Here is a 23576-nt window from a genome sequence, read left to right on the forward strand (position 1 = left end):
AGCGCTGGGTGAGCAGGATTATCGGAGAAATACCATGTCGTACGCAGTAATTGTTACTGGTGGCAAGCAATACAAGGTCGCCCCAGGTGAATACCTGAAGATCGAAAAACTGGAAATCGCTACCGGCGAATCCGTGACTTTTGATCGCGTTCTGTTGGTCGCCAATGGCGATGACGTGAACATCGGCGCTCCAGTCGTTGCTGGCGCTACCGTTGTGGCTGAAGTGATCTCCCAAGGTCGTCACGATAAAGTCCGCATCATCAAGTTCCGTCGTCGTAAGCACCACATGAAGCGTATGGGCCACCGCCAGTGGTACACCGAGATCAAAATCACCGGTATTCAGGCTTAATTTCAGCCTAATTCCTCACTAGGAGAATTGACTCATGGCACACAAAAAAGCTGGTGGTAGTACCCGTAACGGTCGCGACTCAGAAGCCAAACGCCTTGGCGTGAAGATGTATGGCGGCCAGAAAATCATTCCGGGCAACATCATCGTGCGTCAGCGCGGCACCCAATTCCACGCTGGCTACGGCGTTGGCATGGGTAAAGATCACACCCTCTTCGCTAAAATCGAAGGCGTGATCAAGTTTGAAGTAAAAGGCGCGTTCAACCGCCGTTACGTGAGCGTTGTCGCAGCTTAATTGCGAGATCGCTGGAAAAGCCCTGTCTTGCGACGGGGCTTTTTCGTTTGTGGAGTGAGTCTCTTGCAAAGCTGTTTGTGATGGGCAAGAGCAGCGGATTTTGCGGATGTTGCTTGAGGTCGCTGCGCTCATTTTTGCAAGAGTCTTATGTCTTGGTTTCTTAAGCTCGTCCATGCGACGAGAGGCGTTTTGTTATGAAGTTCGTTGATGAAGTTTCCATCCGAGTAAAAGCAGGCGACGGCGGTAACGGTTGCATGAGTTTCCGTCGCGAAAAATTCATCGAAAACGGTGGCCCCAACGGCGGCGACGGCGGTGACGGCGGTTCCATCTACATGATGGCCGACGAAAACCTCAACACCCTGGTCGACTACCGTTACACCCGGCACTTCGATGCCGAGCGTGGCTCCAACGGCGGCAGCACCGACTGCACCGGTAAGAAGGGTGAAGACCTGGTCCTGCGCGTACCCGTAGGCACCACGATCATCGACTCGGCGACCCAGGAAGTGATCGGCGACCTGACCAAGGCCGGTCAGAAACTGATGGTGGTACAGGGCGGCTGGCACGGTTTGGGTAACACCCGATTCAAATCCAGTACCAACCGTGCGCCGCGCCAGACTACGCCGGGCAAGCCGGGCGAGCAGCGTGACCTCAAGCTGGAAATGAAAGTACTGGCGGACGTGGGCCTGCTGGGTCTGCCGAACGCTGGCAAGAGTACCTTTATCCGCTCGGTATCGGCCGCCAAGCCGAAAGTCGCCGACTACCCGTTCACCACCCTGGTACCTAACCTGGGCGTGGTCAGCGTTGACCGCTGGAAAAGCTTCGTGATCGCCGACATTCCCGGCTTGATCGAAGGCGCTTCCGACGGTGCTGGCTTGGGTATTCGCTTCCTCAAGCACTTGTCCCGCACCCGTTTGCTGCTGCACCTCGTCGACATGGCGCCGTTGGATGACACCAGCGCGCCGGACGCCGCCGAAGTGATCGTCAGCGAACTGACCAAGTTCAGCCCCTCCCTGGCCGAGCGTGATCGTTGGCTGGTGCTGAACAAGTGCGACCAGATCCTCGAAGAAGAACACGAGGAACGCGTCAAGGAAATCGTCGATCGCCTGGAATGGACCGGTCCGGTCTATGTGATCTCGGCCATCGCCAAAGAAGGCACCGAGCGCCTGACCCGTGACATCATGCGCTACCTGGAAGACCGCGCCGACCGCCTGGCGGCCGATCCAGTGTTCAAGGCCGAACTGGCCGAACTCGACCAGCGTATCGAAGACGAAGCCCGCGCCCAACTGCAGGCCCTGGATGACCAGCGTGCCCTGCGCCGTAGCGGCGTTAAGTCGGTCCACGACATCGGCGACGATGATTGGGACGAAGAAGATGTGGATGACGAAGACGGTCCGGAAATCATTTACGTGCGCGACTGATTCGTTGCAGTAAACTTAAGCGCCGCTCACTTGAGCGGCGTTTTGGTATCTGTAGTCTTTAAAGTAGCCACGAATAACGTTATGGGCCGCGCTGGGTCGCGCAGCCCTCACTCTAAGGTTGAAGATGATGCGGAGCAAAGTGACAGGCGCGCAGCGCTGGGTCGTAAAGATCGGCAGTGCGCTGCTGACGGCGGATGGCAAGGGGCTGGATCGCGCAGCCATGAGCGTCTGGGTCGAGCAGATGGTGGCCTTGCATGAGGCCGGTGTTGAATTGGTGCTGGTGTCGTCCGGGGCGGTTGCCGCCGGCATGAGCCGCCTCGGCTGGACCGCGCGACCCAGCGCGATGCACGAGCTGCAGGCAGCGGCCGCCATCGGCCAGATGGGCCTGGTGCAAGCCTGGGAATCCAGCTTTGCCGAGCACGGCCGTCACACCGCGCAGATCCTGCTGACCCACGACGACCTGTCCGACCGCAAGCGCTACCTGAACGCCCGCAGCACCTTGCGCGCCCTGGTGGAGCTCAAGGTGATCCCGGTGATCAACGAGAACGATACCGTGGTCACCGACGAAATCCGCTTCGGCGACAACGACACCCTGGCCGCCCTGGTGGCCAACCTGGTGGAAGCCGATCTGTTGGTGATCCTCACCGACCGCGACGGCATGTTCGACGCCGACCCGCGCAACAACCCCGATGCCCAGCTTATTTACGAAGCGCGCGCCGATGACCCGGCGCTCGATGCCGTGGCCGGCAGTGTCGGCGGTGCTTTGGGCCGTGGCGGTATGCAGACCAAGCTGCGCGCTGCGCGCCTGGCGGCGCGTTCCGGCGCGCACACCATTATCGTCGGTGGCCGCTTGGAGCGTGTGCTGGACCGTCTCAAGGCCGGCGAGCGCATCGGCACCTTGCTGTCGCCGGAGCGCGGCATGTTGGCGGCACGCAAGCAGTGGCTGGCGGGGCATTTGCAAACCCGTGGCACTCTGGTGCTGGACAACGGCGCTGTGGCGGCGTTGTCCCAAGGCAACAAAAGCCTGTTGCCGGTTGGCGTCAAGCAGGTTCAGGGCAGCTTCCGCCGTGGCGAGATGGTGGTCTGCGTGGCGCCGGACGGTCGTGAGATCGCCCGCGGCCTGGCCAACTACAGCGCTCTGGAAGCGCAAAAAATCATCGGGCAGCCGTCCGACGCGATTGTCGGTCTATTGGGTTACATGGCGGAGCCGGAACTGGTGCACCGCGATAACCTGATCCTGGTTTAACCAAAGGAATACACGATGCGCGTAATGAAAGGATTGCTCGGCCTGCTGTTGGCCATGCCGCTGCTGGCGTCTGCCGAGGAAGTTGGCCAGGTGTCGACGGTGTTCAAGTTCGTCGGCCCCAATGACCGGATTGTGGTCGAAGCGTTCGATGACCCCAAGGTCGAAGGCGTGACCTGCTACCTCTCGCGCGCCAAGACTGGCGGCGTGAAAGGCGGCCTTGGTCTGGCCGAAGACCGCGCCGAAGCCTCGATCGCCTGCCGTCAGGTCGGGCCGATCCGCTTCAAGGGCGAACTCATGGATGGCGACGAAGTGTTCAAGGAGCGCACGTCGCTGGTGTTCAAGACCATGCAGGTGGTGCGTTTCCTCGACAAGAAGCGCAATACCCTGGTGTACCTGGTCTACAGCGACCGCCTGATCGAGGGCAGCCCGCAGAATGCCGTCACGGCGATTCCTATTTTGCCGTGGCCGACCGCTCAGTAACCCGCAGGCGGGTTTTTTAATCGCCGTCTATGATTGCAGGCTTGCGGTCTGTACTCTCGAACAGCCGCATTGCATAGAACATGGGATATCTGGAGTTCGTCATGAGTGCTTTCCACGACCTGAAACTCAAAGCTTTAGACGGACAGGAGCTGCCGCTGGCGCCTTTCAAGGGGCAAGTTGTGCTGGTGGTCAACGTTGCGTCCAAATGCGGTTTGACCCCGCAATATGCGGCGTTGGAAAACCTCTACCAACAGTACAAAGGCCGCGGATTTACCGTGCTGGGCCTGCCGTGCAACCAGTTTGCCGGCCAGGAACCCGGCAGCGAGGAAGAAATCCGCGCGTTCTGCAGCCTGAACTACGGCGTGACCTTCCCCCTGGGTAGCAAACTCGACGTGAACGGCCCTGAGCGTCACCAGTTGTACCGCCTGCTGGCGGGCGAGGGTGCTGAGTTTCCTGGGGATATCACCTGGAACTTCGAAAAATTCCTGCTGGGTAAAGATGGCCGCGTGCTTGCGCGTTTCTCGCCGCGCACGGCGCCGGATGATCCGACGGTCATTCAGGCTATCGAAAAAGCCTTGTCCTGATCCCCCTCACCTGCAGGCGCAAGCATGTTCGCGCCTGCAGGTGTTCGACGTTTCTAAGCCTTAATCACTCAGATCAATAGTGCTACTCGGCACGCAGCGCTGGCCATATTATCCGCATCATAAATCCAGCCCTTCGTGGAGTGCTCCCATGCCTGCCCAAGCCTTGTTCAAACCGTTCCAGCTCGGTGCGCTGCACTTGCCGACCCGTGTGGTCATGGCGCCGATGACCCGTTCGTTCTCGCCCGGCGGCGTGCCCAATGCCAAGGTCGTCGAGTATTACCGCCGCCGTGCCGCCGCAGGCGTGGGCCTGATCATTACCGAAGGCACCGTGGTCGGGCACCAAGCCTCCAACGGCTACCCGAACGTCCCGCATTTCTATGGCGAAGCTGCTCTGGCCGGCTGGAAGAAAGTGGTGGACGCCGTGCACGCCGAGGGTGGCAAGATTGTCCCGCAGTTGTGGCATGTAGGCAGCGTACGCCGCATAGGCACCGAGCCAGACGCGAGCGTACCGGCCTACGGCCCGATGGAAAAACTCAAGGATGGCAACGTGGTCGTCCACGGTATGACCGCCCAGGATATCCAGGACGTCATCGCCGCCTTCGCACAAGCGGCTAAAGACGCGCAGCGTATCGGCATGGACGGCGTGGAAATCCACGGCGCCCACGGCTATCTGGTAGACCAGTTCTTCTGGGAAGGCAGCAACCAGCGCACCGACGAGTACGGCGGCAGCCTGGCCAACCGCTCGCGGTTCGCCATCGAGCTGATCCAAGCGACCCGCGCCGCTGTGGGCCCGGACTTTCCGATCATCTTCCGTTTCTCCCAGTGGAAACAACAGGACTACACCGCGCGTCTGGTACAAACCCCCGAAGCGCTGGGTGAGTTTCTCAAGCCGCTGTCTGAAGCAGGTGTGGATATCTTCCACTGCTCCACGCGGCGTTTCTGGGAGCCGGAGTTCGAAGGTTCCGACCTGAATTTGGCCGGCTGGACTCGCCAGCTCACCGGTAAACCCACCATCACCGTCGGCAGTGTCGGCCTGGATGGCGAGTTCCTGCAATTTATGGTCAACACCGATAAGGTCGCCCAACCGGCCAGCCTGGAAAAACTGCTGGAGCGTCTGAACAACGACGAGTTCGACTTGGTTGCCGTAGGCCGTGCGCTGCTGGTGGACCCGGATTGGGCCGTCAAGGTGCGCGAAGGCCGCGAAGCGGACATCCTGCCGTTCAGTCGTGAGGCGTTGACGACCCTGGTGTAAGCGGCGACAGGGCGGGTGCCAGGTGTCCGCTCTCGCAGACACCGCGCAATTGGCGCTCGAACTGTTCGATGATCGCCGGCCAGCCCTGGCGGCTCGCATGCTGGCGTGCATTCAAGCGTGCCCTGCGCAAACTTTCGCTTTCTTCGAGTAGCCAGTTGGCCGCATCGCAGAACGCGTCCTCATCTCCAGGCATCGCCAGCACACCGTTATAGCCATGGCGGATGTGCTGGGTTGCGGCGGCCTGATCGTACGCCACCACGCCCAATCCTGAGGCCATGGCTTCCAACACTACATTGCCGAAGGTTTCTGTGAGGCTGGGAAACAGGAACAGGTCCCCCGAGGCATAGTGCCTGGCCAGGGTCTCGCCGCGCTGGGTGCCGCAGAAGATTGCGTCCGGAAGGTCGCGCTCCAACTGAGGCCGCTGTGGGCCGTCGCCGACGATGATTAATTTCAGTCGGCGCTGTGGATAAGTGGTTTGCAAGGACTCGTAGCAACGTTTGAGCAACCCTAGGTTTTTTTCCTGGGCCAGTCGCCCGACATGCAGCACCGCCACGTCTTCGTTGCCCAACCCCCAACTGTCGCGCAGTGCATTGTCGCGTTTGGCCGGGTGGAAGAGTTGGCTGTCGACGCCGCGCGACAGCATGCCCAGGCGCTCGAAATGCCGGCGTTCCAGTTCCAGGCGTTGGCTGGCGCTGGGCACCAGCGTCAAACTGGAGCGGTTATGGAACCAGCGCAGATAGTGGGTGACCATCCGGCTTAACAGGCTCAGGCCATATTGGTTCGAGTACTGCTGGAAATTGGTGTGGAAACCACTGACCACGCTGATCCCCAAACGCCGCGCCGCCCGCAACGCCGACAACCCCAAGGGGCCTTCGGTGGCGATGTACAGCACATCTGGGCGCTGACGTGTCCAGCGTCGTAGCAACTTGTGCATCGACGATTGGCCCCATTGCAGCCCCGGATAACCTGGCAGCGGCCAGCCACGGCACAGTAGCAATTGGGCGTCGCTCGGGCGGCTCTGGTCTACGCCCTGGCGCGGGCGCACCAGTTCGACTTGATGGCCACGGGCGCGCAAACCATCGCACAAGCGGCCGAGGGTATTGGCCACCCCGTTGATCTCTGGCGGGAAGGTTTCGGTGATCAGGGTGATGTGAAGCGAAGCTGTCGTCATGACCCACAGTCTCACTGTGGGCCATGTCGTCAATGTGTCATCGGGATGATGGATTTATGACGGGTGTCGCTTTGTGTTGCTGCGCCATGGCCTCGGCCCCTTGTTCACGCACCCAGAACAGCGTCGCGCCGGCCACCGCCGCCGGCATCATCAACAGGTTGACCACCGGCACCAATAGCACCAGATAGACGACGCCGCCGAAGCTCATGCTCTGCCAGCGTTTCTGGCGCAGCCAGGCGAGCATTTCGTTCCAGCCCAGTTTGTGGTTGTCCGCCGGGTAGTCGATGTACTGGATCGCCATCATCCAAACACCGAACAGCAGCCACAGTGGTGCGGCGACCAGGTTGACCACCGGAATGAACGACAGGATAAACAGGCCGATGGCCCGTGGCAGGAAGTAACCCAGCTTGCGCATTTCCCGGGCCAGGGTGCGGGGAACCATGGCGATCAGTTCGCCCCAACTGAAGGGTGGGAAGTCATCGGTGCCCCGCACCACCACTTCGACCTTCTCCGCCAGGAAGCCATTGAACGGCGCCGCGATGATGTTGGCGAGCATAGTGAAGGTGAAAAACACCATCAGCACCACCAGCACCACAAACAGTGGCCACAGCAGATAATTGAGAAAAATCAGCCAACTGGGCAGGGTCGGCATCAAGTGATCGACCCACAGGCTGAACTGATGGCCGGCAAAATAGATCAGGCCGACGAACAAGATCAGGTTGATCGCCAGCGGCAGCAGCACAAACAAACGCAGGCCGGGGCTCAACACCAGTTTGAGGCCCTCGCGCAGGTATTGTGGGCCGGAAAGAACAGGGGCGGGCATGACGAACTCCGAGCAGAATGACGAACGCGCCGACCTTACCGGCTTTGTCTTCAGGGCGAAAGCGTGGTCAGCGCGACGACATCAAAGGTAACAAACGCGTCGATCAAGGGCGCCGACTGCATAGAGACCGCCTATGAGCTGGATTGTTAATCCGTATTTCCTTAATCTTGCCCCCCTCTATACGCTGCACCCATTATTTTTCAGGATCTGCGAGTTCAAGCCTTCCCCAAGTGCTTCGCGGTCCTTTTTTATTCCAGCCGTCTTGTGGTTCGGGCGGTCGATAGGAGCGAGTCATGTCTGATACCCGTCATTCGCGAGTGATTATTCTCGGTTCCGGCCCTGCCGGTTACAGCGCTGCCGTCTATGCGGCCCGCGCCAACCTCAAGCCGCTGCTGATCACCGGCATGCAGGCGGGCGGTCAACTGACCACCACCACCGAAGTCGACAACTGGCCGGGCGACGTCCACGGCCTGACCGGCCCGGCGCTGATGGAGCGTATGAAAGAACACGCCGAGCGCTTTGAGACCGAAATTGTTTTCGACCACATCAACCAGGTCGATTTCTCGAAGAAGCCTTACAGCCTGACCGGCGACAGCGGCGTGTACACCTGTGATGCCCTGATCATCGCCACCGGTGCCAGCGCTCGTTACCTGGGCCTGCCGTCGGAAGAAGCGTTTATGGGCAAGGGCGTGTCCGCCTGCGCCACCTGCGACGGTTTCTTCTACCGTAACAAGCCGGTCGCCGTGGTTGGTGGCGGCAACACTGCCGTGGAAGAGGCGCTGTACCTGGCCAACATCGCCAGCACCGTGACCCTGATCCACCGCCGTGAGACCTTCCGTGCCGAAAAGATCCTGATCGACAAGCTGCACGCCCGCGTCGCCGAAGGCAAAATCATCCTCAAGCTCAACGCCACCCTGGACGAAGTCCTGGGCGACAATATGGGCGTGACCGGTGCTCGCCTGAAAAACAACGACGGCAGCTTCGACGAGCTGAAAGTCGACGGTGTGTTCATCGCCATCGGCCACACCCCGAACACTTCGCTGTTCGAAGGCGTATTGGAAGCCAAAGACGGTTACCTGGTGGTACAGGGCGGCCGTGAAGGCAACGCCACCGCCACCAACATCGAAGGTATCTTCGCCGCCGGTGACGTGGCTGACCACGTATACCGTCAGGCCATCACCTCGGCCGGCGCCGGTTGCATGGCTGCCCTGGATGCCGAGCGTTACCTCGACGGTTTGAAGGATGCTTCGTTCTAAAGTGCCCATATAAAAAAACCGGCTGCGAGGCCGGTTTTTTTTGGACACCGCTATCGGGGGCAAGCCCCCTCCCACACTGAATCTGCGCTTGCCTTCAACTTGTCGCATTGTGGAGGCATGGACCCGATCAAAATTGTGGAAGGGGGCTTGCCCCCGATGCAGATGTACCCGCTGTTGAATAGTTGGCTGACCCGACACTATCTGGGCAAGCCTATTACCTGCATCTGACTCAGGACTTGCGCGTCAGGGGCTGTGCCGCAAATCTCACCCCGGCCAACCCATGGGCCATCAACGCGCGAATATTGCCATGGTCACTGCCCTCCGGCGTGGCCACCACCGCACGGTAGTGCTCCCCAAACGCCAGCAGCGCTTCCTGATCGCTCAAGCCTTCCAGCAGGGCCAATCCCAGGGTCTTGCACGAACCTTCGTTCTGCAAAGCGGCGTTTTCCACGTTGCCATTGGTGAACGCTTGGGGCTGGTAATCGTAACCGGCCGCGACAAACGCCAGGGTATCGGCAAAAGCGTGCTCGCCACTGTTAAGGCTGGCGCGCAGATTGTTCAGATCAGTCATGGGATTTTCCTTGGGCGAACGCGGCCTGTTGCTCGGCGCTGGCTTCTTTCTGGTATTGGGCTTTCCACTCGGCGTACGGCATGCCGTACACCACTTCACGGGCGTCATCGAGGCTCAGCTCGATCTGGCGCTCATCGGCCTCGGCCTTGTACCACTTGGACAGGCAATTACGGCAAAAGCCGGCGAGGTTCATCAGGTCGATATTCTGCACGTCCTTGCGGCTGTCCAGATGCGCTACCAGTCGGCGGAAGGCGGCGGCTTCGAGTTCGAGGCGTTGTTGATCGTTCATCGTGGGGCTCTTCGAGGCAGCTTCAAGCGGATGAGCTTCAAGCTGCAAGTTGGAATGGGGTTGGCCAATAGCTTGCAGCTTGTAGCTAGCGGCTTGCAGCTAACGTTATCGACACCGACTCGGCAAACCGCAGCGCGTGGGGCTTGTCCACTTCGACTTCGGCATACAGCACCGATGCGTTGCTCATCACCAGGTCCAACAGCTCCTGGGTCAGGCGCTCCAGCAGGGCAAAGCGGTTGCCCTCCACATGGGCAATGATGGCCTTGGTGATAGTGCGGTAGTTCAGCGCGTGGTCGATGTCGTTGTCGCGCACGGCTTCCTGGGCGGCATACAGGATGGTCAGGTTGATCAGCACGTCCTGCTTATTGAGGATTTCGTCCTCATTGATGCCGATATAGGTACGCAGGCACAGGTCCTTGACCCGGATGCGCGCCATGCCTGGTTGAAGTTGTGGCATTGCTACTTGCTCCGTCCAATCAGTTGCAGGAACTCCATGCGCGTGGTGTTCGACTCGCGAAACGCGCCGAGCATCACCGAGGTGTTCATGGTTGAATTCTGTTTCTCCACGCCGCGCATCATCATGCACATGTGCTGAGCCTCGATCACCACGGCCACGCCGGCGGCCTGGGTGACCTCCTGGATCGCATCGGCGATTTGCCGCGTGAGGTTTTCCTGGATCTGCAGGCGTCGGGCGAACATGTCGACGATGCGCGCCAGCTTCGACAGGCCCAGCACGCGGCCGGTCGGGATATACGCCACATGGGCTTTGCCGATAAAGGGCAGCAGGTGGTGCTCGCACAGCGAATACAGCTCGATGTCCTTGAGGATCACCATTTCGTCATTGTCGGAGGCGAACAGCGCGCCATTAACGATCTCTTCCAGCTTCTGCTCGTAGCCATGACACAGGTATTGCATGGCTTTGGCGGCGCGCTTGGGGGTATCGAGCAAGCCTTCGCGTTCCGGGTCTTCGCCCAGGCCCATGAGGATCTCGCGGTAATGGTGGGGCAGGGAAAAGGTCATACAACATCCTCAAAACGGCTTACTTGATATGCCGCCCGCCATTGACGGTCAGGGTGGTACCGGTGACATAAGGGTTATCCAACAGGTAACGCACGCTCTGGTAGATCACGTCGGGGCCGGGCTCGATGCCCAGTGCCGATTTGGCCAGGACTTTGGCGCGATAGGCCGCGTCATCACCCTCGTTGAACATCACCATGGCCGGCGCAATGCCGTTGACCTTGATCCGCGGCGCGAACTGCGCGGCGAACGACAGGGTCAGGCTGTCGAGCCCGGCCTTGGTGGCGCAATAGGCGATGTGCTGGCGGCTGCCCTTGCGCACCACGTCATCGCTGATATGCACGATATCGGCGGGTGAAGAGCGTTGCAGCAAAGGTGAACAATGCAGGTTGATCAGGTACGGCGCAAGCATGTGCACATTGAACATGTCGATAAACGCGCGGCTTTCATCACCCGGGGTTTCCGCGATCCAGGCCGAGGCGTTATGAATGATCGCGCGCAGACTTTGAGTGCGGGTGTGCACTTGCGCGATAAACGCCAGCACCCCGGCCTCGCTGGAGAAGTCAGCGAAAATGCCGATCGCGCCGCGTTCGCGCAAGGCCTGCACGCCGGGGCGTTCGCTGCGGTAACTGAAAATAACCGGTTGACCCTCGTCCAGCAGGCGATGGGCGCAATGCAGGCCGACACGCTGGCCGGCGCCGGTGATCAGGATCGGGGCGTTCGTTGCAGTCATGGGAGGCTCGCGTCGCTGGCAGGCTCGAATCATACCAGCGACACGCCGCCCCTGTACTCACGCCGCCGCTTCGGTGGCCTTGGGCGGTGGCTGGGTGGGGTGCAGCCAGTTCGCCAGCAGGTGGGTCGACAGCGGGATGAACAGGTAAACCATCAGTGGCGTCAGCGCCAGGGTACTGACCAGCACCCGAGGCACCAGCTCCAGCCCGTTGAGCAGCGGCCCCAACACAAAGTTGAACAGCAGCGACACCGGGAAAAAGGCCAGCCAGATCGCCACCGCCTGCTTCCAGCGCGGTGGACGCGCACCCACTGCGCCGAACCAGCCGTCGATGCCACGCACACGGTGCTCGGACGGGTCGGCAAACAAGTCGCTGCCCCGGCTCAGCCAGGCACTGCGCGACGCCGAAAACTCCCAGGCGTGCAGGGTCTGTTCATCGGCAAACCGGAAAATGATCTGGAACTCATCGTCGTTGGGCGGTGGCGCGAGTACGCCCGAACCCAGGTAACCGGGGAAGTCAGTGGCCAGTTGCTCGCCTTCGCGCAGCCAGGCCATCAGTTCTTCGTAGCGTCCCTTAGCCACACGGCGGGCGACCATCAGGGTGACGGGAGAGGTAGACATTGTGTATCTCCAAATAGACAGGTGCGCTTGACCGGGTAGGTGGCACACAGACGAGGCTGCGGGGTAATGCAGCGACGTGGAAAAAACAGGCAAGGATTATTCCTGAATTCAGCCAATACACCAGCACATTGGTCTGAAAAGCACAGGTCTTGAAATAGACAGCTTTAAAGGCGTTAAATGAGGCCCCGTTTACCGTTGGTTCTTGGTCTTAAATGCCTTTGATCATTGCCCCCGTTGATAGTATTTCGCATTCAGACTCGACGGATTCTCAAGAGCTGTTTCCGATCCGCGAAGTGTCCAGAATGACAGGCATCAACCCCGTCACCCTGCGTGCATGGGAGCGACGCTATGGTCTGATCCAACCGATGCGCACTGAAAGCGGGCATCGGTTGTACTCCCGGCACGATATTGAGACGGTCAATCGCATCCTCAGTTGGATCGAGCGTGGCGTGGCGGTCAGTAAAGTGGGCAAGATTCTCGCCCGGGATGCTCGCCAGGCTGCAGCGGTCCGCGCCGAAGGGGTTGCGCCGCAGGAGAATGAATGGCTGCAGTTACAGGCACGGCTGAGACAGGCCATCAGTGGTTTCGATGACCGCCAACTGGAGAGCCTGTACGGCCAGGTGCTTGCCACCTACCCCGTCAGCGTCGCATTCCAAGACGTCCTGATGCCGTTATGGAATGAGCTGCTGCGCCATCAAGGACGCTTCGGCCAGGCCAGTGAATGGTTGTTCTTCGACGCCTTCCTGCGCATGCAAGTATCGCAGCGTCTGCAACTGGCAAGCGCCGCAGCACCGCGTCGAGTTTTACTGGCGGCTCTGCCGGGCGAATGCCGTAAGTTGGAATTGCTGGTGGCGGGCTTGCTGATGGCGCGCGACGGCCTAGCCGTGAGGGTGCTCGGGATGGGCCAGCCTTTCGACGAGTTGACGCTGGTCTGCCAGAAGATCCAGCCCCAGGCGCTGGTGATCTTCTCCAATCATGCCCATAACCACGACCTGGCTGCGCGGTTGAACCGCCTGGTGCAAACCCTGGATTGCCCGCTATTTATCGCCGGGGATGCTTCAGACCTGGCCGAAAACGACCTGGCGGGTTCTTCCATCGGCTGCTTGGGCAATGACGGGCCGGTGATGCAGCGCCGTTTGCAGCAGTTTCTCAGCGGCAGCCTCGATACCTGATTTCAGGCATGCACGTGCGGGTGAGCCAAGCGGTGCTGGTGCAGGATGAAGTGGCGCAGGCGTTCGGTTTCGTCCACGTTGCTCTGGCTAATGCGATAGGCGAACAGGCCCCGCGCGGTTTCCCGTTGCAGCGTGCCGCGCAGGGCGATGCGCTCGTAGCCGGAAGGGCTGAACCACAACGCGAAGGTTTTCGGCGGCTTGAAGCGCCCGCGGATTTCCACCAGCACGCCTTTGAATGACACCTCATGCACCCACAGGGCGCCAGGGATGCCCCGGACATTCTCCAATGCCACCGGCGTTTCCAGCGCCAGCCGCCACGGGCGAATCATGGGCCCGTCTTCGAAAATACTCGGCACGCCTAGCCGCAGATGCACCGCATTGAACTCGTCCTCTACCAACTGCAAAGGGAAGGTCAGTTGCTGGTTGTCGAACTGCGCCTGGATGGTCACATGGTCATGAGCCGCGAGGCGGGTGAGTAGATCGCGAATCTGCGCGCCGCCGTTGACGGTCAGGCTCGACGAAGAATCCCGCAGGTTGAGTTGCGGGTTGTGCTGCATGTTCTGAATGAAGTCCAGTTCATCCTGGGTCAGAAGTGCGTTGCGTGGCATCGCCGTTGCTCGGTAGGAGGTGCTAAAGCGCCATTATCCCCTTTAGTGACCCTGTTTTCTAAATTTTGTTTGTTCCGCTGGTCGCGCGAAGGGCAGCAAGCTCGGCCTTGACCTGGGCCAGTTCGGCTTCCAACTGGGCCACGCGCTGTTGGGCCTTGACCTGCTGGGTAACATCCTTTTGCACACCGACAAAATACGTCTGCTTGTCGGCCTCGTTATAAACCGTCGACAGCGACAGCTCATTCCAGAAATGACTGCCGTCCTTGCGGTAATTACGCAGGATTTCTCGGCAGGCGCCGCCGCTTTCCAGTATGTCGCGAATGGCCATCAGCGCGGGTTGGTCGCGATCGCCCGATTGCAGGAAGCGGCAGTCCTGATAGAGGATTTCATCCAAGGTGTAACCGGTCAGCCGTTCGAATGCCGGGTTGACGTAAATCAGCGGTTTGTCTTTGCCTTCGCGTTCGGCGACGACGATACCGTCGTTCGACGCATTGATGACCAGTTGCATCAGCTTGGCATTAATCATTGAGCGGTCCATGGCATGTCGGTGGAATGTGCAGTTTATGGCAAGTGCTGAATCTTGCACTGGGCACCGCGAAATTTTTGCGCCAGCTGTTAATATCCCAGGCTTTCGCTCAACTACAGGATCAGATTGATGAAAGTCGCCATCCTTTCCGGCTCGGTGTACGGCACCGCAGAAGAAGTGGCCCGCCACGCTGTCGGCATCCTCAAAGCCGCGGGCTTCGAGGCCTGGCACGATCCTCGCGCCACCCTGGCGGACGTGCAGGCGTATGCCCCCCAGGCGCTCGTGGCCGTGACGTCCACCACCGGCATGGGTGAATTGCCCGACAACCTCCAGCCTCTGTACTCGACACTTCGCGATCAACTACCCGCTGCCTTGCGCGGTTTGCCTGGCGCGGTAATCGCTTTGGGCGACGCCAGCTACGGCGATACCTTCTGTGCCGGTGGCGAGCAGATGCGCGAGCTGTTCGGCGAGCTGGGCGTGCGCGAAGTGCTGCCGATGCTGCGCCTGGATGCCAGCGAAAGCGTGACCCCGGAAACCGACGCCGAACCGTGGCTGGGCGAGTTGATCACGGCACTGCGCGGTTGAGTGGGTACTCACGCAACAGCGCCAGCCAGGCTTGGGCGGCTTTCGACAAATAAGCGCCTTCGCGCCAGATAAAAGCAATGTCCCAGCGCAGATAATCCGGCGCTTGCAGGGGCACGCGCACCACCCCCGGACGCACCAGCCCACGGGCGACCACGCTGGGTAGCAGCACCACGCCCTGGCCGGCCGCCACCAGGGCCGCAAGGAAATCCGCCTGGCCGCTGCGCCCGGCTTCCTTGGGGGTAAAGCCCAAGCTTTGGCAGGCTTGCAGCAGCCGATCATTCAACACGAAGCTGCGCTGATACATCAGGAACGGTGTGTCGGCCAGCGCCTCCAGGCGTACTTGTGGTTGTTGCGCCAAGGGGTGATCCACGGGCAGCAACGCGTCCAGCGGTTCATCGCAGAACGCCTGCCAGGCAAACGCCGGATCGCTGGGCATCAGGCTGCCGCCCACTTCCAATTCGCCGTTGAGAATCGCCTGTTCGATGCTGCGCGTGCCGCCTTCCAGCAATTGGATGGTCACGTTGGGGTAGCGTCGGCGGTATTCGGCAAATAGCTCGGCGAACAAGGTATCGCCGCCTAGCTGCGGCAGGCCCAGGCGTAACTCGCCACGGGTGAGCTGTTGCATGTCGTCCAGTTCGCTCTGCAGTTCGCTTTGCAAGCGCAGCATGGCTTCGGCGCGTTGCAACACGACGCGGCCGGCGGCGGTCAACCGAATGTGCGAACCGGTGCGCTCCAGCAGCGGCGTGCCGAGGCTGTATTCCAATTGTGCGACCTGCTTACTGACCGCCGATTGGCTGATGTGCAGGGTTTTACCGGCCTGCGTAAACCCACCGCGATGAACCACTTCGACAAAACTGCGCAGCTGTTTGAATTCCATGGGTCCGATTCCAGTCTGGAATGGATGGCAGTCTAACAATTCGCTTCGGGGATAGGCATGGCCTCTTTAAAATAGGAGCCCTGCGAGGACCCCAACCATGAATCGTCTTACCTTTAAACCCCTTGGCCGCCTGTTGACCGAACTGGTGGTGCTGCTGGCTATCTACCTGCTGGGATGCCAATTGGCCGCCTGGCTGGCCTGGCCGATTCCCGGCGGCGTGGTGGGCCTGGGCTTGTTGCTGGTGGCCTTCGCCAGTGGCTTGGTGCAACCGGCCACGCTGCAATTGGGCGCCGGTGTGTTAATGGCGGAAATGCTGCTGTTCTTTATTCCTGCATTGATGAGCCTGTTGGACTACGGCGGCCTGGTACGCAACGAAGGCTGGCGCATCCTGCTGGTGATCGGTTGCAGCACCTTGGCGGTGATGCTGGTCACGGCGTTTACCGTGGAGCTGGTGTGCCGCTGGAGGTTGCGCCATGAAGCTTGAACTGATGCCGGTGTTCTGGCTTGCGCTGACCCTCGGCGCCTATGTCTTCAGCCGTTGGTTGTATCGACGCACCGGGCGTTATCTGTTGTCGCCGTTGGTCCTGGTGCCGGTGTTGCTGCTGGCGGTGGCGGCGCCGATGCATACCGCCTATGCCGAATACGCCACCGACACCCACTGGTTGATTGGGGTGCTAGGCCCAGTCACCGTGGCGTTCGCGGTGCCTATATGGCAGCAGCGCCGTTTGTTGGCGCGCCACTGGTCGGCGTTGTTGCTGGGGATGGTGGCGGGCAGCGCAGCCTCCATCGCCACCTCGTTTGGCCTGGCCAAAGCGCTTGCGTTAGACAGCTCGGTGGCGTTGTCGCTGGTGCCGCGCTCGATCACTACGCCGTTCGCGATGCCGGTGTCATCCGACCTGGGCGGGGTGCCGGAACTCACGGCTGTATTCGTGATGTTCACCGGGGTGATCGGCGCCATGCTCGGCGGCGTGTTGCTCAAATGGCTGCCGTTGCGCACGCCGTTGGCGCGTGGCGCGCTGTTCGGGGTAGGCGCCCATGGTGCGGGTGTGAGCCGCGCCCATGAGGTGGGTGGCGAAGAAGGCTCGGTGGCTGGCCTGGTGATGGTGCTGACCGGCCTGCTCAACCTGTTTGCCGCGCCTTTATTGGCGGCGCTTCTCTGACGGCGCCTGTACGAATTTCAACTATTCTCAAAGCTGACTCGCACAGTCATCAAGCTGGCTGCCAAGGCGACTCCGCCAGCCAAGCCGCCTGACTAGACTGGCCCATCCCTTAAAAAAAACAATAAGAACGTGCGCCAAGGAGGTCATCACCGTGAGCCTAGCCCCGGTTGTATCGCCACACAATGTCCAGGCCCAAGTCAGCGCTGCCGAGTGGCAAACGCGTGTCGACCTTGCCGCGTGCTATCGCCTGGTGGCGATGCATGGTTGGGACGATCTGATCTTCACCCATATCTCGGCCAAAGTGCCGGGCACCGACGATTTCCTGATCAACCCCTACGGCCTGATGTTCCACGAGATCACCGCGTCGAGCCTGGTCAAGGTCGACCAGGCCGGCAACAAGCGCATGGACAGCCCCTATGACATCAACCCGGCCGGCTATACCATCCACAGCGCCATCCATGAAGTGCGCCACGATGTGACCTGCGTGCTGCACACCCACACCGCCGCCGGTGTCGCCGTGGCTGCGCAGAAACAGGGCGTATTGCCCATCAGTCAGCAATCGATCTTCGTGCTCTCCAGCCTGGCCTATCACGCTTACGAAGGGGTGGCGCTGAACCACGAGGAAAAGGCCCGCCTGCAAGCCGATCTGGGCGACAGTCAATTTCTGATGTTGCACAACCATGGCCTGCTGACCTGTGGCGCCAGCATCGCCGACACGTTCCTAATGATGTTTATCTTCCAGCGCGCCTGTGAAATCCAAGTACTGGCGCAAACCGGCGGCGCCGAGCTGATTGGCATCGAGCCGCAGATTCTCGCGGGAGCGAAGGCCATGAGCGCGGCCGTCACCAAGAGCGCTCAAGGCATGGGCGGCGCGCTGGCCTGGCCGGCGTTGTTGCGTAAGCTGGACCATCAAAACCCTGGGTATAAAACCTGATGCCAATCGCCGAGATCCCGCTTCGAGCCTGGCGCAAGCGTGGCCAGGATTTCGACTTTCATGGCCGTACCATCCGCTACTGGGTAGCGGGGCAGGGCGAGCCGCTGTTGCTGATCCACGGTTTTCCCACGGCCAGTTGGGACTGGCATTACCTGTGGCAAGCCCTGGCCCAGCGCTACCTGGTGATCGCCTGCGACATGCTCGGTTTCGGCGATTCGGACAAGCCCATGGACCATGGCTACTGCCTGCTGGAACAGGCGGATTTGCAGCAGGCCCTGCTCGACCACCTGCGTGTGGGTCAACCGGTGCATGTGTTGGCCCACGACTATGGCGACAGCGTCGCCCAGGAACTGCTGGCGCGGCACTATGAAGGCCGCTTCCGGATGGCCAGCGGGGTGTTTCTCAACGGTGGGCTGTTTCCGGAAACCCATCGCCCGGCGCTGGTGCAGAAACTCCTTCTCAGCCCATTGGGCTGGATGATCGGGCGGGCCTTCGGGCGCAATGCCCTGTCGAAAAGCTTCAGCCAGATTTTCGGCCCCTCCACCCGCCCCAGCGAAAGTGCCCTGGATGATTACTGGAGCCTGATCAGTTGCAACGATGGCCCGCGCATCTTGCACAAATTGATCGCTTACATCCCCCAACGTCGGCGCCTGCGCGATCGTTGGGTGCAAGCCATGCAAAGGGGAGGCGTGCCGTTGCGGGTGATCGACGGCGAGATCGACCCGATTTCCGGTGCCCACATGGTGGAGCGTTACCAGCAGTTGATACCGAATGCCGATACGGTGCTGCTGGCCAATATCGGCCATTACCCACAGGTCGAGGCGCCGGTGCAGGTGCTCAAGCACTACCTGGCATTTCGTGATCGGGTCGGGCGGCCCGCGTCGCAGGTGGCCTATTCCTGAGGCACGCAATATCCCTCAGCCTTATCGCGCACCATTCAGCCGCGACCGTATTTATTGTGACCAAAGGCCCTGTGCCTGACACTCCAGCCATTCCCATTGTCGCCATTGGAGTTCGGTATGAGTGAGTCAGTGCAGTTTCAGGATAAGGTCGTGATCGTCACCGGTGCCGGCGGCGGCTTGGGCCGGGCCCATGCGCTGTTGTTCGCCCGGCATGGCGCCAAGGTGCTGGTCAACGATCTCGGCGGTTCGACCCAGGGCGAGGGCGCCAGTGCGTCGGCGGCTGACCGTGTGGTGGCGGAGATTCGTGCGGCGGGCGGTATCGCCGAGGCCAACCATGACTCTGTCACCGACGGTGACAAGATCGTGCAGAACGCTCTCGATGCGTTTGGCCGTATCGACGTGGTGGTCAACAACGCCGGCATTCTGCGGGACAAGACCTTTCATAAAATGGACGACAGCGACTGGGACCTGGTTTACCGGGTGCATGTCGAAGGCGCCTACAAAGTCACCCGCGCCGCCTGGCCCCATCTGCGCGAGCAAGGTTATGGCCGGGTGATCTTCACCGCGTCCACCTCGGGCATCTACGGCAACTTCGGCCAGTCCAACTACGGCATGGCCAAGCTCGGCCTGTACGGCCTGACCCGCACCCTGGCGCTGGAAGGCCGCAAGAACAACATCCTGGTCAACGCCATCGCCCCGACCGGCGCCACGCGCATGACCGAAGGCCTGATTCCGCCGCAGGTGTTCGAACGCCTCAAGCCGGAGCTGGTCAGCCCGCTGGTGGTGTACTTGGGCAGTGAGGCCTGCCAGGAAACCTCGGGGCTGTTCGAAGTGGGCGGCGGCTGGATCGGCAAGACCCGCTGGGAGCGCAGCCTGGGCGTGGGCTTCGACCCCGAAGCCGGGTTCTCCCCGGACGACGTGGCCGCCCATTGGGCGCAGATCTGCGACTTCGAAGGCGCCGCGCACCCCAAGGACAATATCGAAGCGTTGAAGGAGATGATGGCCAACTTGCAGAAATACAGCCTGTGATCATTGCCTGAACATGCTTGAATCCCACGGGGCGCTGATGGCGCCCCGTTTGTTTCGCGCATAAAAAAGGCCGCTGCACAGGCAGCGGCCGAAGTAAGACGTTTGATCAAGGAGCAACAAATCAACGTCAGTGAACACCGGTAACAGATTGAAAGAAGGCATCAATCTATTGAACTTGAGCTTGTCTTCCAAACCTGGAAGCGGGCGGTTTGCCCTGAGAGCCCGGTCAGAATAGCGGTTTGTAACAAGATGAGTAATAGCGGTTCAGGACAAGGACTGTTACGTATCCGGCAACAGTCTTAAGTTCGCCATCCATGCTTCTGATAGTGCGCCATCCACCCGGCGCATACCCGCGCCCGCACCCAGCCAGAGCGGCCTGTAATCCTTTCGAGCGACAACACGAATCCCTCCTTGGTGCGCTTATCGCTCCTGATGCGCGGCAGTAGGGTGGGGCCTTCTGTCACTCACCGGGGAAGACGCATGACAAAAACAACAATGCGCGCCATCTTCACGCCACAGGCGCTGGCTGCTGCGGTTGCGTTGGGTTGCTGTGCTCAGGCGCAGGCTGTTTCGTTCAACATTGGCGAGATCGAAGGGCAATTCGATTCGTCGCTGTCGGTCGGTTCGAGTTGGGGCATGCGCGATGCCGACAAGAAGCTCGTGGGCACCGTCAACGGCGGCACGGGCCAGGCTTCCACGGGGGATGACGGACGCCTCAACTTCAAGAAGGGCGAGACCTTCTCCAAAATCTTTAAAGGCTTGCACGACCTGGAGCTGAAGTACGGCGATACCGGCGTGTTCGTGCGCGGCAAATACTGGTACGACTTCGAACTCAAGGACGAAGACCGCGAGTTCAAGCCCATCAGCGACCACAACCGCAAGGAAGGCGCCAAATCCAGCGGCGCAGAGATCCTCGATGCGTTCGTCTACCACAACTATTCCCTGGGCGACCTGCCGGGCACCGTACGCGCCGGTAAGCAGGTGGTCAGTTGGGGCGAAAGCACCTTCATCGGTAACTCCATCAACAGCATCAACCCGATCGACGTGTCAGCGTTTCGTCGGCCGGGCGCCGAGATCAAGGAAGGCCTGATCCCGGTCAACATGCTGTTCGCGTCCCAGAGCCTGACCAACCAGCTGACCGTGGAAGGTTTCTATCAGCTGGAATGGGACCAGACCGTGTTGGACAACTGCGGCACGTTCTTCGGTGGCGATGTGGCGGCGGACGGTTGCACCAATAACTACACAGTCGGCAACCCGGCCATCCGCCCGTTGCAACCGGTAGCGGCGGCGTTCGGCCAGGGTTTTAGTGTGGCCAATGAAGGGGTGATCGTGCGGCGTGCCGGCGACCGCGATGCGCGGGATTCCGGCCAGTTCGGCGCCGCGTTGCGCTGGTTGGGCGACGACACCGAGTACGGCCTGTACTTCATGAACTACCACAGCCGTACCCCGACCGTGGGCACCATCACCAACAACACCAGCCTGGCCACCCTCGGCGCCATCGCCGGCGCGGCCAATGGCCTGGCACCTGGGTCCGGTGCGGGCCTGGTGCAAAGCCTGATGCTCGGGCGTGGCCAGTACTACCTCGATTATCCGGAAGATATCCGACTGTTCGGCGCCAGTTTCTCCACCACGTTGCCCACCGGCACGGCCTGGACCGGGGAGATCAGCTACCGGCCAAATGCGCCGGTGCAACTGAACACCACCGACCTGACCCTGGCCTTGATCAACCCGGTCGCCGGCCAGGCGGCCTCGCCGATTCGCAGCAACTTCGGGGATGACAACACCGGCTACCGCCGCAAGGAAATCACCCAGATCCAGAGCTCCATGACCCAGTTCTTCGACCAGGTGTTGGGCGCTGAGCGTCTGACGGTGGTGGGCGAAGCGGCCGTGGTGCATGTGGCGGGCCTGGAAGACAAATCCAAACTGCGTTACGGCCGCGACTCGGTGTATGGCGCTTACGGATTCCAGGGCGACACCGACGGTTTCGTCACCTCGACGTCCTGGGGTTACCGCGCGCGGGCGATCCTGGACTACAACAACGCGATTGCCGGGGTGAACCTCAAACCCAACCTGTCCTGGTCCCATGACGTTGCCGGCTACGGCCCCAACGGCCTCTTCAACAAAGGCGCCAAGGCCATCAGCGTGGGCGTCGATGCCGACTACCGCAGCACCTACACCGCCAGCCTCAGCTACACCGACTTCTTCGGCGGCGACTACAACACCCTGACCGACCGTGACTTCCTCGCCCTCAGCTTCGGCGTGAACTTCTGATTTGGCTTAGAGAAGGACAAGAACGTATGCGTAAGACAATTGCAGTGTTGGCCCTCAGCTTGTTGGCCGCCAACGTATGGGCCGCGGTTTCCCCGGAGGAAGCCGCCAAGCTTGGCACCACCCTCACTCCGGTGGGCGCGGAGAAGGCTGGTAATGCCGACGGTTCGATCCCGGCCTGGACCGGTGGCATCCCCAAAAATGCCGGCGCGGTGGACAGCAAAGGCTTTCTGGCTGACCCGTTCGCCAATGAAAAACCGCTGTTTGTGATCACCGCCGCTACGGTGGACAAGTACAAGGACAAACTGTCCGACGGCCAAGTGGCGATGTTCAAGCGCTACCCCGAGACCTACAAGATTCCGGTCTACCCCAGCCACCGCACGGTGAACCTGCCGCCTGATATCTATGAATCAATCAAACGCAGCGCGCTGAACGTAAAGGCGATCAACGACGGTAACGGCCTGGAGAACTTCACCGGCAATCGTTACTACGCGTTCCCGATTCCCAAGAATGGCGTGGAAGTGCTGTGGAACCACATCACCCGTTATCACGGCGGCAACCTGCGTCGCATCATCACCCAGGCCACTCCACAGACCAATGGCAGCTACACGCCGATCCGCTTCGAGGAAGAAGTGGCGGTGCCACAGGCCATCCCGGATATCGACCCGGCCAAGGCGGCCAACGTGTTGAGTTACTTCAAGCAATCGGTGACCGCGCCGGCGCGCCTGGCGGGTAACGTGCTGCTGGTGCACGAAACCCTCGACCAGGTGAAAGAGCCGCGCCTGGCGTGGATCTACAACGCCGGTCAACGCCGCGTGCGGCGGGCGCCGCAAGTGTCCTATGACGGGCCGGGCACCGCGTCCGACGGCCTGCGCACCACCGACAACTTCGACATGTTCTCCGGCGCGCCCGACCGCTATGACTGGAAGCTGGTGGGCAAAAAAGAGATGTACATCCCCTACAACAGCTACAAGCTCGACTCGCCGTCGCTCAAGTACGACGACATCATCAAGGCCGGCCACATCAACCAGGACCTGACCCGCTACGAGCTGCACCGCGTGTGGGAAGTGGTCGGCACGGTCAAGCCGAGCGAGCGCCACATCTATGCCAAGCGTCACATGTACATCGATGAAGACAGCTGGCAAGTCGCGCTGGTGGATCACTATGACGGCCGTGGCCAACTGTGGCGGGTTGCCGAAGGTCATTCGCAGTTCTACTACGACCATCAGGTGCCGGCGTATACCGTCGAGACCCTGTATGACTTGATCGCCGGGCGTTATATCGCGCTGGGGATGAAGAACGAGGAGAAGAGCAGCTTCGTGTTCGGGTTCGCGGCCAAGGCGGCGGACTACACCCCGGCGGCGTTGCGAGCTGAAGGCGTGCGCTGATCCCGGAGCCAAGGTGGGACGAGGCTGG

28 protein-coding genes are annotated in these 23576 nt (G+C 60.8%); 17 read left to right on the plus strand and 11 right to left on the minus strand.

Annotated features, from left to right (window positions below):
- Positions 1-34 precede the first annotated feature (34 nt).
- The 7 genes from rplU (at position 35) to ACFZPT_RS22105 (ending at position 5621) form a co-directional block, all read left to right on the plus strand.
- Positions 35-349, plus strand: coding sequence for a 50S ribosomal protein L21 (rplU, locus tag ACFZPT_RS22075; protein ID WP_003176051.1), 315 nt, complete (start codon positions 35-37; stop codon positions 347-349).
- A 34-nt stretch (positions 350-383) separates the two neighbouring features.
- Positions 384-641 carry a 50S ribosomal protein L27 gene (rpmA, locus tag ACFZPT_RS22080; protein ID WP_003176049.1) on the plus strand — a complete coding sequence of 86 codons (258 nt, stop codon included), beginning with the start codon at positions 384-386 and terminating at the stop codon, positions 639-641.
- A gap of 194 nt (positions 642-835) precedes the next feature.
- Positions 836-2059: an Obg family GTPase CgtA gene (cgtA, locus tag ACFZPT_RS22085; RefSeq protein WP_024077369.1), complete on the plus strand. Its 1224-nt coding sequence runs from the start codon at positions 836-838 to the stop codon at positions 2057-2059.
- A gap of 127 nt (positions 2060-2186) precedes the next feature.
- The gene (gene proB, locus ACFZPT_RS22090) at positions 2187-3305 is read left to right on the plus strand and encodes a glutamate 5-kinase (RefSeq protein WP_034100557.1); all 1119 of its coding nucleotides are present in this window, start codon (positions 2187-2189) and stop codon (positions 3303-3305) included.
- A 15-nt stretch (positions 3306-3320) separates the two neighbouring features.
- Positions 3321-3785 carry a CreA family protein gene (locus tag ACFZPT_RS22095; RefSeq protein WP_034115068.1) on the plus strand — a complete coding sequence of 155 codons (465 nt, stop codon included), beginning with the start codon at positions 3321-3323 and terminating at the stop codon, positions 3783-3785.
- Between the two features lie 101 nt (positions 3786-3886).
- On the plus strand, positions 3887-4369 hold the full coding sequence (locus ACFZPT_RS22100) for a glutathione peroxidase (protein WP_034115067.1): 483 nt from the start codon (positions 3887-3889) through the stop codon (positions 4367-4369).
- 148 nt (positions 4370-4517) lie between these two features.
- A complete protein-coding gene (locus ACFZPT_RS22105) occupies positions 4518-5621 on the plus strand; it encodes an NADH:flavin oxidoreductase (protein ID WP_034100554.1) in 1104 nt (367 codons plus the stop codon).
- Here the strand turns inward: ACFZPT_RS22105 and ACFZPT_RS22110 are convergent.
- Positions 5590-6792 carry a glycosyltransferase family 1 protein gene (locus ACFZPT_RS22110; protein ID WP_034115066.1) on the minus strand — a complete coding sequence of 401 codons (1203 nt, stop codon included), beginning with the start codon at positions 6790-6792 and terminating at the stop codon, positions 5590-5592. The genes ACFZPT_RS22105 and ACFZPT_RS22110 overlap by 32 nt on opposite strands.
- A gap of 37 nt (positions 6793-6829) precedes the next feature.
- Positions 6830-7615, minus strand: a complete 786-nt coding sequence (gene cysZ / locus ACFZPT_RS22115) for a sulfate transporter CysZ (protein WP_379555660.1) — start codon at positions 7613-7615, stop codon at positions 6830-6832.
- A 293-nt stretch (positions 7616-7908) separates the two neighbouring features.
- Here cysZ and trxB point away from each other — a divergent pair, with 293 nt between their 5' ends.
- Positions 7909-8871: a thioredoxin-disulfide reductase gene (trxB, locus tag ACFZPT_RS22120; RefSeq protein ID WP_034115064.1), complete on the plus strand. Its 963-nt coding sequence runs from the start codon at positions 7909-7911 to the stop codon at positions 8869-8871.
- Between the two features lie 229 nt (positions 8872-9100).
- Here the strand turns inward: trxB and ACFZPT_RS22125 are convergent, their stop codons facing one another.
- The 6 genes from ACFZPT_RS22125 to ACFZPT_RS22150 form a co-directional block, all read right to left on the minus strand.
- Positions 9101-9442, minus strand: coding sequence for a HopJ type III effector protein (locus ACFZPT_RS22125; protein WP_034100550.1), 342 nt, complete (start codon positions 9440-9442; stop codon positions 9101-9103).
- Positions 9435-9731 (minus strand): DUF1244 domain-containing protein, encoded by a 297-nt coding sequence (locus ACFZPT_RS22130; RefSeq protein WP_034100549.1) that lies wholly within the window; start codon positions 9729-9731, stop codon positions 9435-9437. The genes ACFZPT_RS22125 and ACFZPT_RS22130 overlap by 8 nt, the downstream gene beginning before the upstream one ends.
- A gap of 85 nt (positions 9732-9816) precedes the next feature.
- The gene (gene folX / locus ACFZPT_RS22135; protein ID WP_034100548.1) at positions 9817-10188 is read right to left on the minus strand and encodes a dihydroneopterin triphosphate 2'-epimerase; all 372 of its coding nucleotides are present in this window, start codon (positions 10186-10188) and stop codon (positions 9817-9819) included.
- A 2-nt stretch (positions 10189-10190) separates the two neighbouring features.
- The gene (folE, locus tag ACFZPT_RS22140; RefSeq protein ID WP_034115063.1) at positions 10191-10751 is read right to left on the minus strand and encodes a GTP cyclohydrolase I FolE; all 561 of its coding nucleotides are present in this window, start codon (positions 10749-10751) and stop codon (positions 10191-10193) included.
- A gap of 19 nt (positions 10752-10770) precedes the next feature.
- A complete protein-coding gene (gene folM, locus ACFZPT_RS22145) occupies positions 10771-11481 on the minus strand; it encodes a dihydromonapterin reductase (RefSeq protein ID WP_034115062.1) in 711 nt (236 codons plus the stop codon).
- Positions 11482-11538: 57 nt separating this feature from the next.
- The gene (locus ACFZPT_RS22150) at positions 11539-12099 is read right to left on the minus strand and encodes an antibiotic biosynthesis monooxygenase (RefSeq protein WP_034100545.1); all 561 of its coding nucleotides are present in this window, start codon (positions 12097-12099) and stop codon (positions 11539-11541) included.
- A 212-nt stretch (positions 12100-12311) separates the two neighbouring features.
- On the opposite strand from ACFZPT_RS22150, the gene ACFZPT_RS22155 reads away from it, so the two are divergent.
- Positions 12312-13271 carry a MerR family transcriptional regulator gene (locus tag ACFZPT_RS22155; RefSeq protein ID WP_034115061.1) on the plus strand — a complete coding sequence of 320 codons (960 nt, stop codon included), beginning with the start codon at positions 12312-12314 and terminating at the stop codon, positions 13269-13271.
- A 2-nt stretch (positions 13272-13273) separates the two neighbouring features.
- On the opposite strand, the gene ACFZPT_RS22160 is transcribed toward ACFZPT_RS22155, so the two are convergent.
- Together ACFZPT_RS22160 and ACFZPT_RS22165 are read right to left on the minus strand one after the other, a co-directional pair.
- Complete coding sequence (locus tag ACFZPT_RS22160) at positions 13274-13879, minus strand: hypothetical protein (RefSeq protein ID WP_034115060.1); 606 nt, start codon at positions 13877-13879, stop codon at positions 13274-13276.
- Between the two features lie 58 nt (positions 13880-13937).
- The gene (locus ACFZPT_RS22165) at positions 13938-14405 is read right to left on the minus strand and encodes a PAS domain S-box protein (protein ID WP_034100542.1); all 468 of its coding nucleotides are present in this window, start codon (positions 14403-14405) and stop codon (positions 13938-13940) included.
- Positions 14406-14534: 129 nt separating this feature from the next.
- On the opposite strand from ACFZPT_RS22165, the gene ACFZPT_RS22170 reads away from it, so the two are divergent.
- The gene (locus ACFZPT_RS22170; protein ID WP_034100540.1) at positions 14535-14990 is read left to right on the plus strand and encodes a flavodoxin; all 456 of its coding nucleotides are present in this window, start codon (positions 14535-14537) and stop codon (positions 14988-14990) included.
- Here the strand turns inward: ACFZPT_RS22170 and ACFZPT_RS22175 are convergent.
- A complete protein-coding gene (locus ACFZPT_RS22175) occupies positions 14971-15867 on the minus strand; it encodes a LysR family transcriptional regulator (RefSeq protein WP_034115059.1) in 897 nt (298 codons plus the stop codon). The two genes, ACFZPT_RS22170 and ACFZPT_RS22175, sit on opposite strands and share 20 nt — an antisense overlap.
- A 97-nt stretch (positions 15868-15964) precedes the next feature.
- On the opposite strand from ACFZPT_RS22175, the gene ACFZPT_RS22180 reads away from it, so the two are divergent.
- The 7 genes from ACFZPT_RS22180 to ACFZPT_RS22210 all read left to right on the plus strand — a co-directional run bounded on the left by ACFZPT_RS22180 (position 15965) and on the right by ACFZPT_RS22210 (position 23548).
- Positions 15965-16351 (plus strand): CidA/LrgA family protein, encoded by a 387-nt coding sequence (locus ACFZPT_RS22180; protein WP_034100536.1) that lies wholly within the window; start codon positions 15965-15967, stop codon positions 16349-16351.
- The gene (locus tag ACFZPT_RS22185) at positions 16341-17027 is read left to right on the plus strand and encodes an LrgB family protein (protein ID WP_034115058.1); all 687 of its coding nucleotides are present in this window, start codon (positions 16341-16343) and stop codon (positions 17025-17027) included. The genes ACFZPT_RS22180 and ACFZPT_RS22185 overlap by 11 nt, the downstream gene beginning before the upstream one ends.
- Positions 17028-17178: 151 nt before the next feature.
- Positions 17179-17961 (plus strand): class II aldolase/adducin family protein, encoded by a 783-nt coding sequence (locus ACFZPT_RS22190; protein WP_034115057.1) that lies wholly within the window; start codon positions 17179-17181, stop codon positions 17959-17961.
- The gene (locus ACFZPT_RS22195) at positions 17961-18863 is read left to right on the plus strand and encodes an alpha/beta fold hydrolase (protein WP_034115056.1); all 903 of its coding nucleotides are present in this window, start codon (positions 17961-17963) and stop codon (positions 18861-18863) included. The genes ACFZPT_RS22190 and ACFZPT_RS22195 overlap by 1 nt, the downstream gene beginning before the upstream one ends.
- A gap of 117 nt (positions 18864-18980) precedes the next feature.
- Positions 18981-19892 (plus strand): SDR family oxidoreductase, encoded by a 912-nt coding sequence (locus tag ACFZPT_RS22200; protein ID WP_034100526.1) that lies wholly within the window; start codon positions 18981-18983, stop codon positions 19890-19892.
- 480 nt (positions 19893-20372) lie between these two features.
- Positions 20373-22163 carry a DUF1302 domain-containing protein gene (locus ACFZPT_RS22205; RefSeq protein ID WP_371264009.1) on the plus strand — a complete coding sequence of 597 codons (1791 nt, stop codon included), beginning with the start codon at positions 20373-20375 and terminating at the stop codon, positions 22161-22163.
- A 26-nt stretch (positions 22164-22189) separates the two neighbouring features.
- A complete protein-coding gene (locus tag ACFZPT_RS22210) occupies positions 22190-23548 on the plus strand; it encodes a DUF1329 domain-containing protein (RefSeq protein ID WP_034100521.1) in 1359 nt (452 codons plus the stop codon).
- The last annotated feature ends 28 nt before the right edge of the window (positions 23549-23576 follow it).

This window comes from Pseudomonas sp. MD330_10 (genome assembly GCF_042610415.1).
Lineage (GTDB): Bacteria > Pseudomonadota > Gammaproteobacteria > Pseudomonadales > Pseudomonadaceae > Aquipseudomonas > Aquipseudomonas rhodesiae.

Bases quoted from the DNA above. Each gene is read 5' to 3' on its own strand.
- ACFZPT_RS22180 (WP_034100536.1), top strand. From the start codon at position 15,965: ATGAATCGTCTTACCTTTAAACCCCTTGGCCGCCTGTTGACCGAACTG.
- ACFZPT_RS22185 (WP_034115058.1), top strand. From the start codon at position 16,341: ATGAAGCTTGAACTGATGCCGGTGTTCTGGCTTGCGCTGACCCTCGGC.
- folM (WP_034115062.1), bottom strand. From the start codon at position 11,481: ATGACTGCAACGAACGCCCCGATCCTGATCACCGGCGCCGGCCAGCGT.
- ACFZPT_RS22155 (WP_034115061.1), top strand. From the start codon at position 12,312: ATGCCTTTGATCATTGCCCCCGTTGATAGTATTTCGCATTCAGACTCG.
- ACFZPT_RS22205 (WP_371264009.1), top strand. From the start codon at position 20,373: ATGACAAAAACAACAATGCGCGCCATCTTCACGCCACAGGCGCTGGCT.
- ACFZPT_RS22110 (WP_034115066.1), bottom strand. From the start codon at position 6,792: ATGACGACAGCTTCGCTTCACATCACCCTGATCACCGAAACCTTCCCG.
- ACFZPT_RS22175 (WP_034115059.1), bottom strand. From the start codon at position 15,867: ATGGAATTCAAACAGCTGCGCAGTTTTGTCGAAGTGGTTCATCGCGGT.
- ACFZPT_RS22125 (WP_034100550.1), bottom strand. From the start codon at position 9,442: ATGACTGATCTGAACAATCTGCGCGCCAGCCTTAACAGTGGCGAGCAC.
- ACFZPT_RS22105 (WP_034100554.1), top strand. From the start codon at position 4,518: ATGCCTGCCCAAGCCTTGTTCAAACCGTTCCAGCTCGGTGCGCTGCAC.
- cgtA (WP_024077369.1), top strand. From the start codon at position 836: ATGAAGTTCGTTGATGAAGTTTCCATCCGAGTAAAAGCAGGCGACGGC.
- ACFZPT_RS22195 (WP_034115056.1), top strand. From the start codon at position 17,961: ATGCCAATCGCCGAGATCCCGCTTCGAGCCTGGCGCAAGCGTGGCCAG.
- cysZ (WP_379555660.1), bottom strand. From the start codon at position 7,615: ATGCCCGCCCCTGTTCTTTCCGGCCCACAATACCTGCGCGAGGGCCTC.
- ACFZPT_RS22130 (WP_034100549.1), bottom strand. From the start codon at position 9,731: ATGAACGATCAACAACGCCTCGAACTCGAAGCCGCCGCCTTCCGCCGA.
- ACFZPT_RS22165 (WP_034100542.1), bottom strand. From the start codon at position 14,405: ATGATTAATGCCAAGCTGATGCAACTGGTCATCAATGCGTCGAACGAC.
- rpmA (WP_003176049.1), top strand. From the start codon at position 384: ATGGCACACAAAAAAGCTGGTGGTAGTACCCGTAACGGTCGCGACTCA.
- proB (WP_034100557.1), top strand. From the start codon at position 2,187: ATGCGGAGCAAAGTGACAGGCGCGCAGCGCTGGGTCGTAAAGATCGGC.
- ACFZPT_RS22170 (WP_034100540.1), top strand. From the start codon at position 14,535: ATGAAAGTCGCCATCCTTTCCGGCTCGGTGTACGGCACCGCAGAAGAA.
- folX (WP_034100548.1), bottom strand. From the start codon at position 10,188: ATGCCACAACTTCAACCAGGCATGGCGCGCATCCGGGTCAAGGACCTG.
- ACFZPT_RS22160 (WP_034115060.1), bottom strand. From the start codon at position 13,879: ATGCCACGCAACGCACTTCTGACCCAGGATGAACTGGACTTCATTCAG.
- ACFZPT_RS22100 (WP_034115067.1), top strand. From the start codon at position 3,887: ATGAGTGCTTTCCACGACCTGAAACTCAAAGCTTTAGACGGACAGGAG.
- ACFZPT_RS22210 (WP_034100521.1), top strand. From the start codon at position 22,190: ATGCGTAAGACAATTGCAGTGTTGGCCCTCAGCTTGTTGGCCGCCAAC.
- folE (WP_034115063.1), bottom strand. From the start codon at position 10,751: ATGACCTTTTCCCTGCCCCACCATTACCGCGAGATCCTCATGGGCCTG.
- trxB (WP_034115064.1), top strand. From the start codon at position 7,909: ATGTCTGATACCCGTCATTCGCGAGTGATTATTCTCGGTTCCGGCCCT.
- ACFZPT_RS22150 (WP_034100545.1), bottom strand. From the start codon at position 12,099: ATGTCTACCTCTCCCGTCACCCTGATGGTCGCCCGCCGTGTGGCTAAG.
- ACFZPT_RS22200 (WP_034100526.1), top strand. From the start codon at position 18,981: ATGAGTGAGTCAGTGCAGTTTCAGGATAAGGTCGTGATCGTCACCGGT.
- ACFZPT_RS22095 (WP_034115068.1), top strand. From the start codon at position 3,321: ATGCGCGTAATGAAAGGATTGCTCGGCCTGCTGTTGGCCATGCCGCTG.
- rplU (WP_003176051.1), top strand. From the start codon at position 35: ATGTCGTACGCAGTAATTGTTACTGGTGGCAAGCAATACAAGGTCGCC.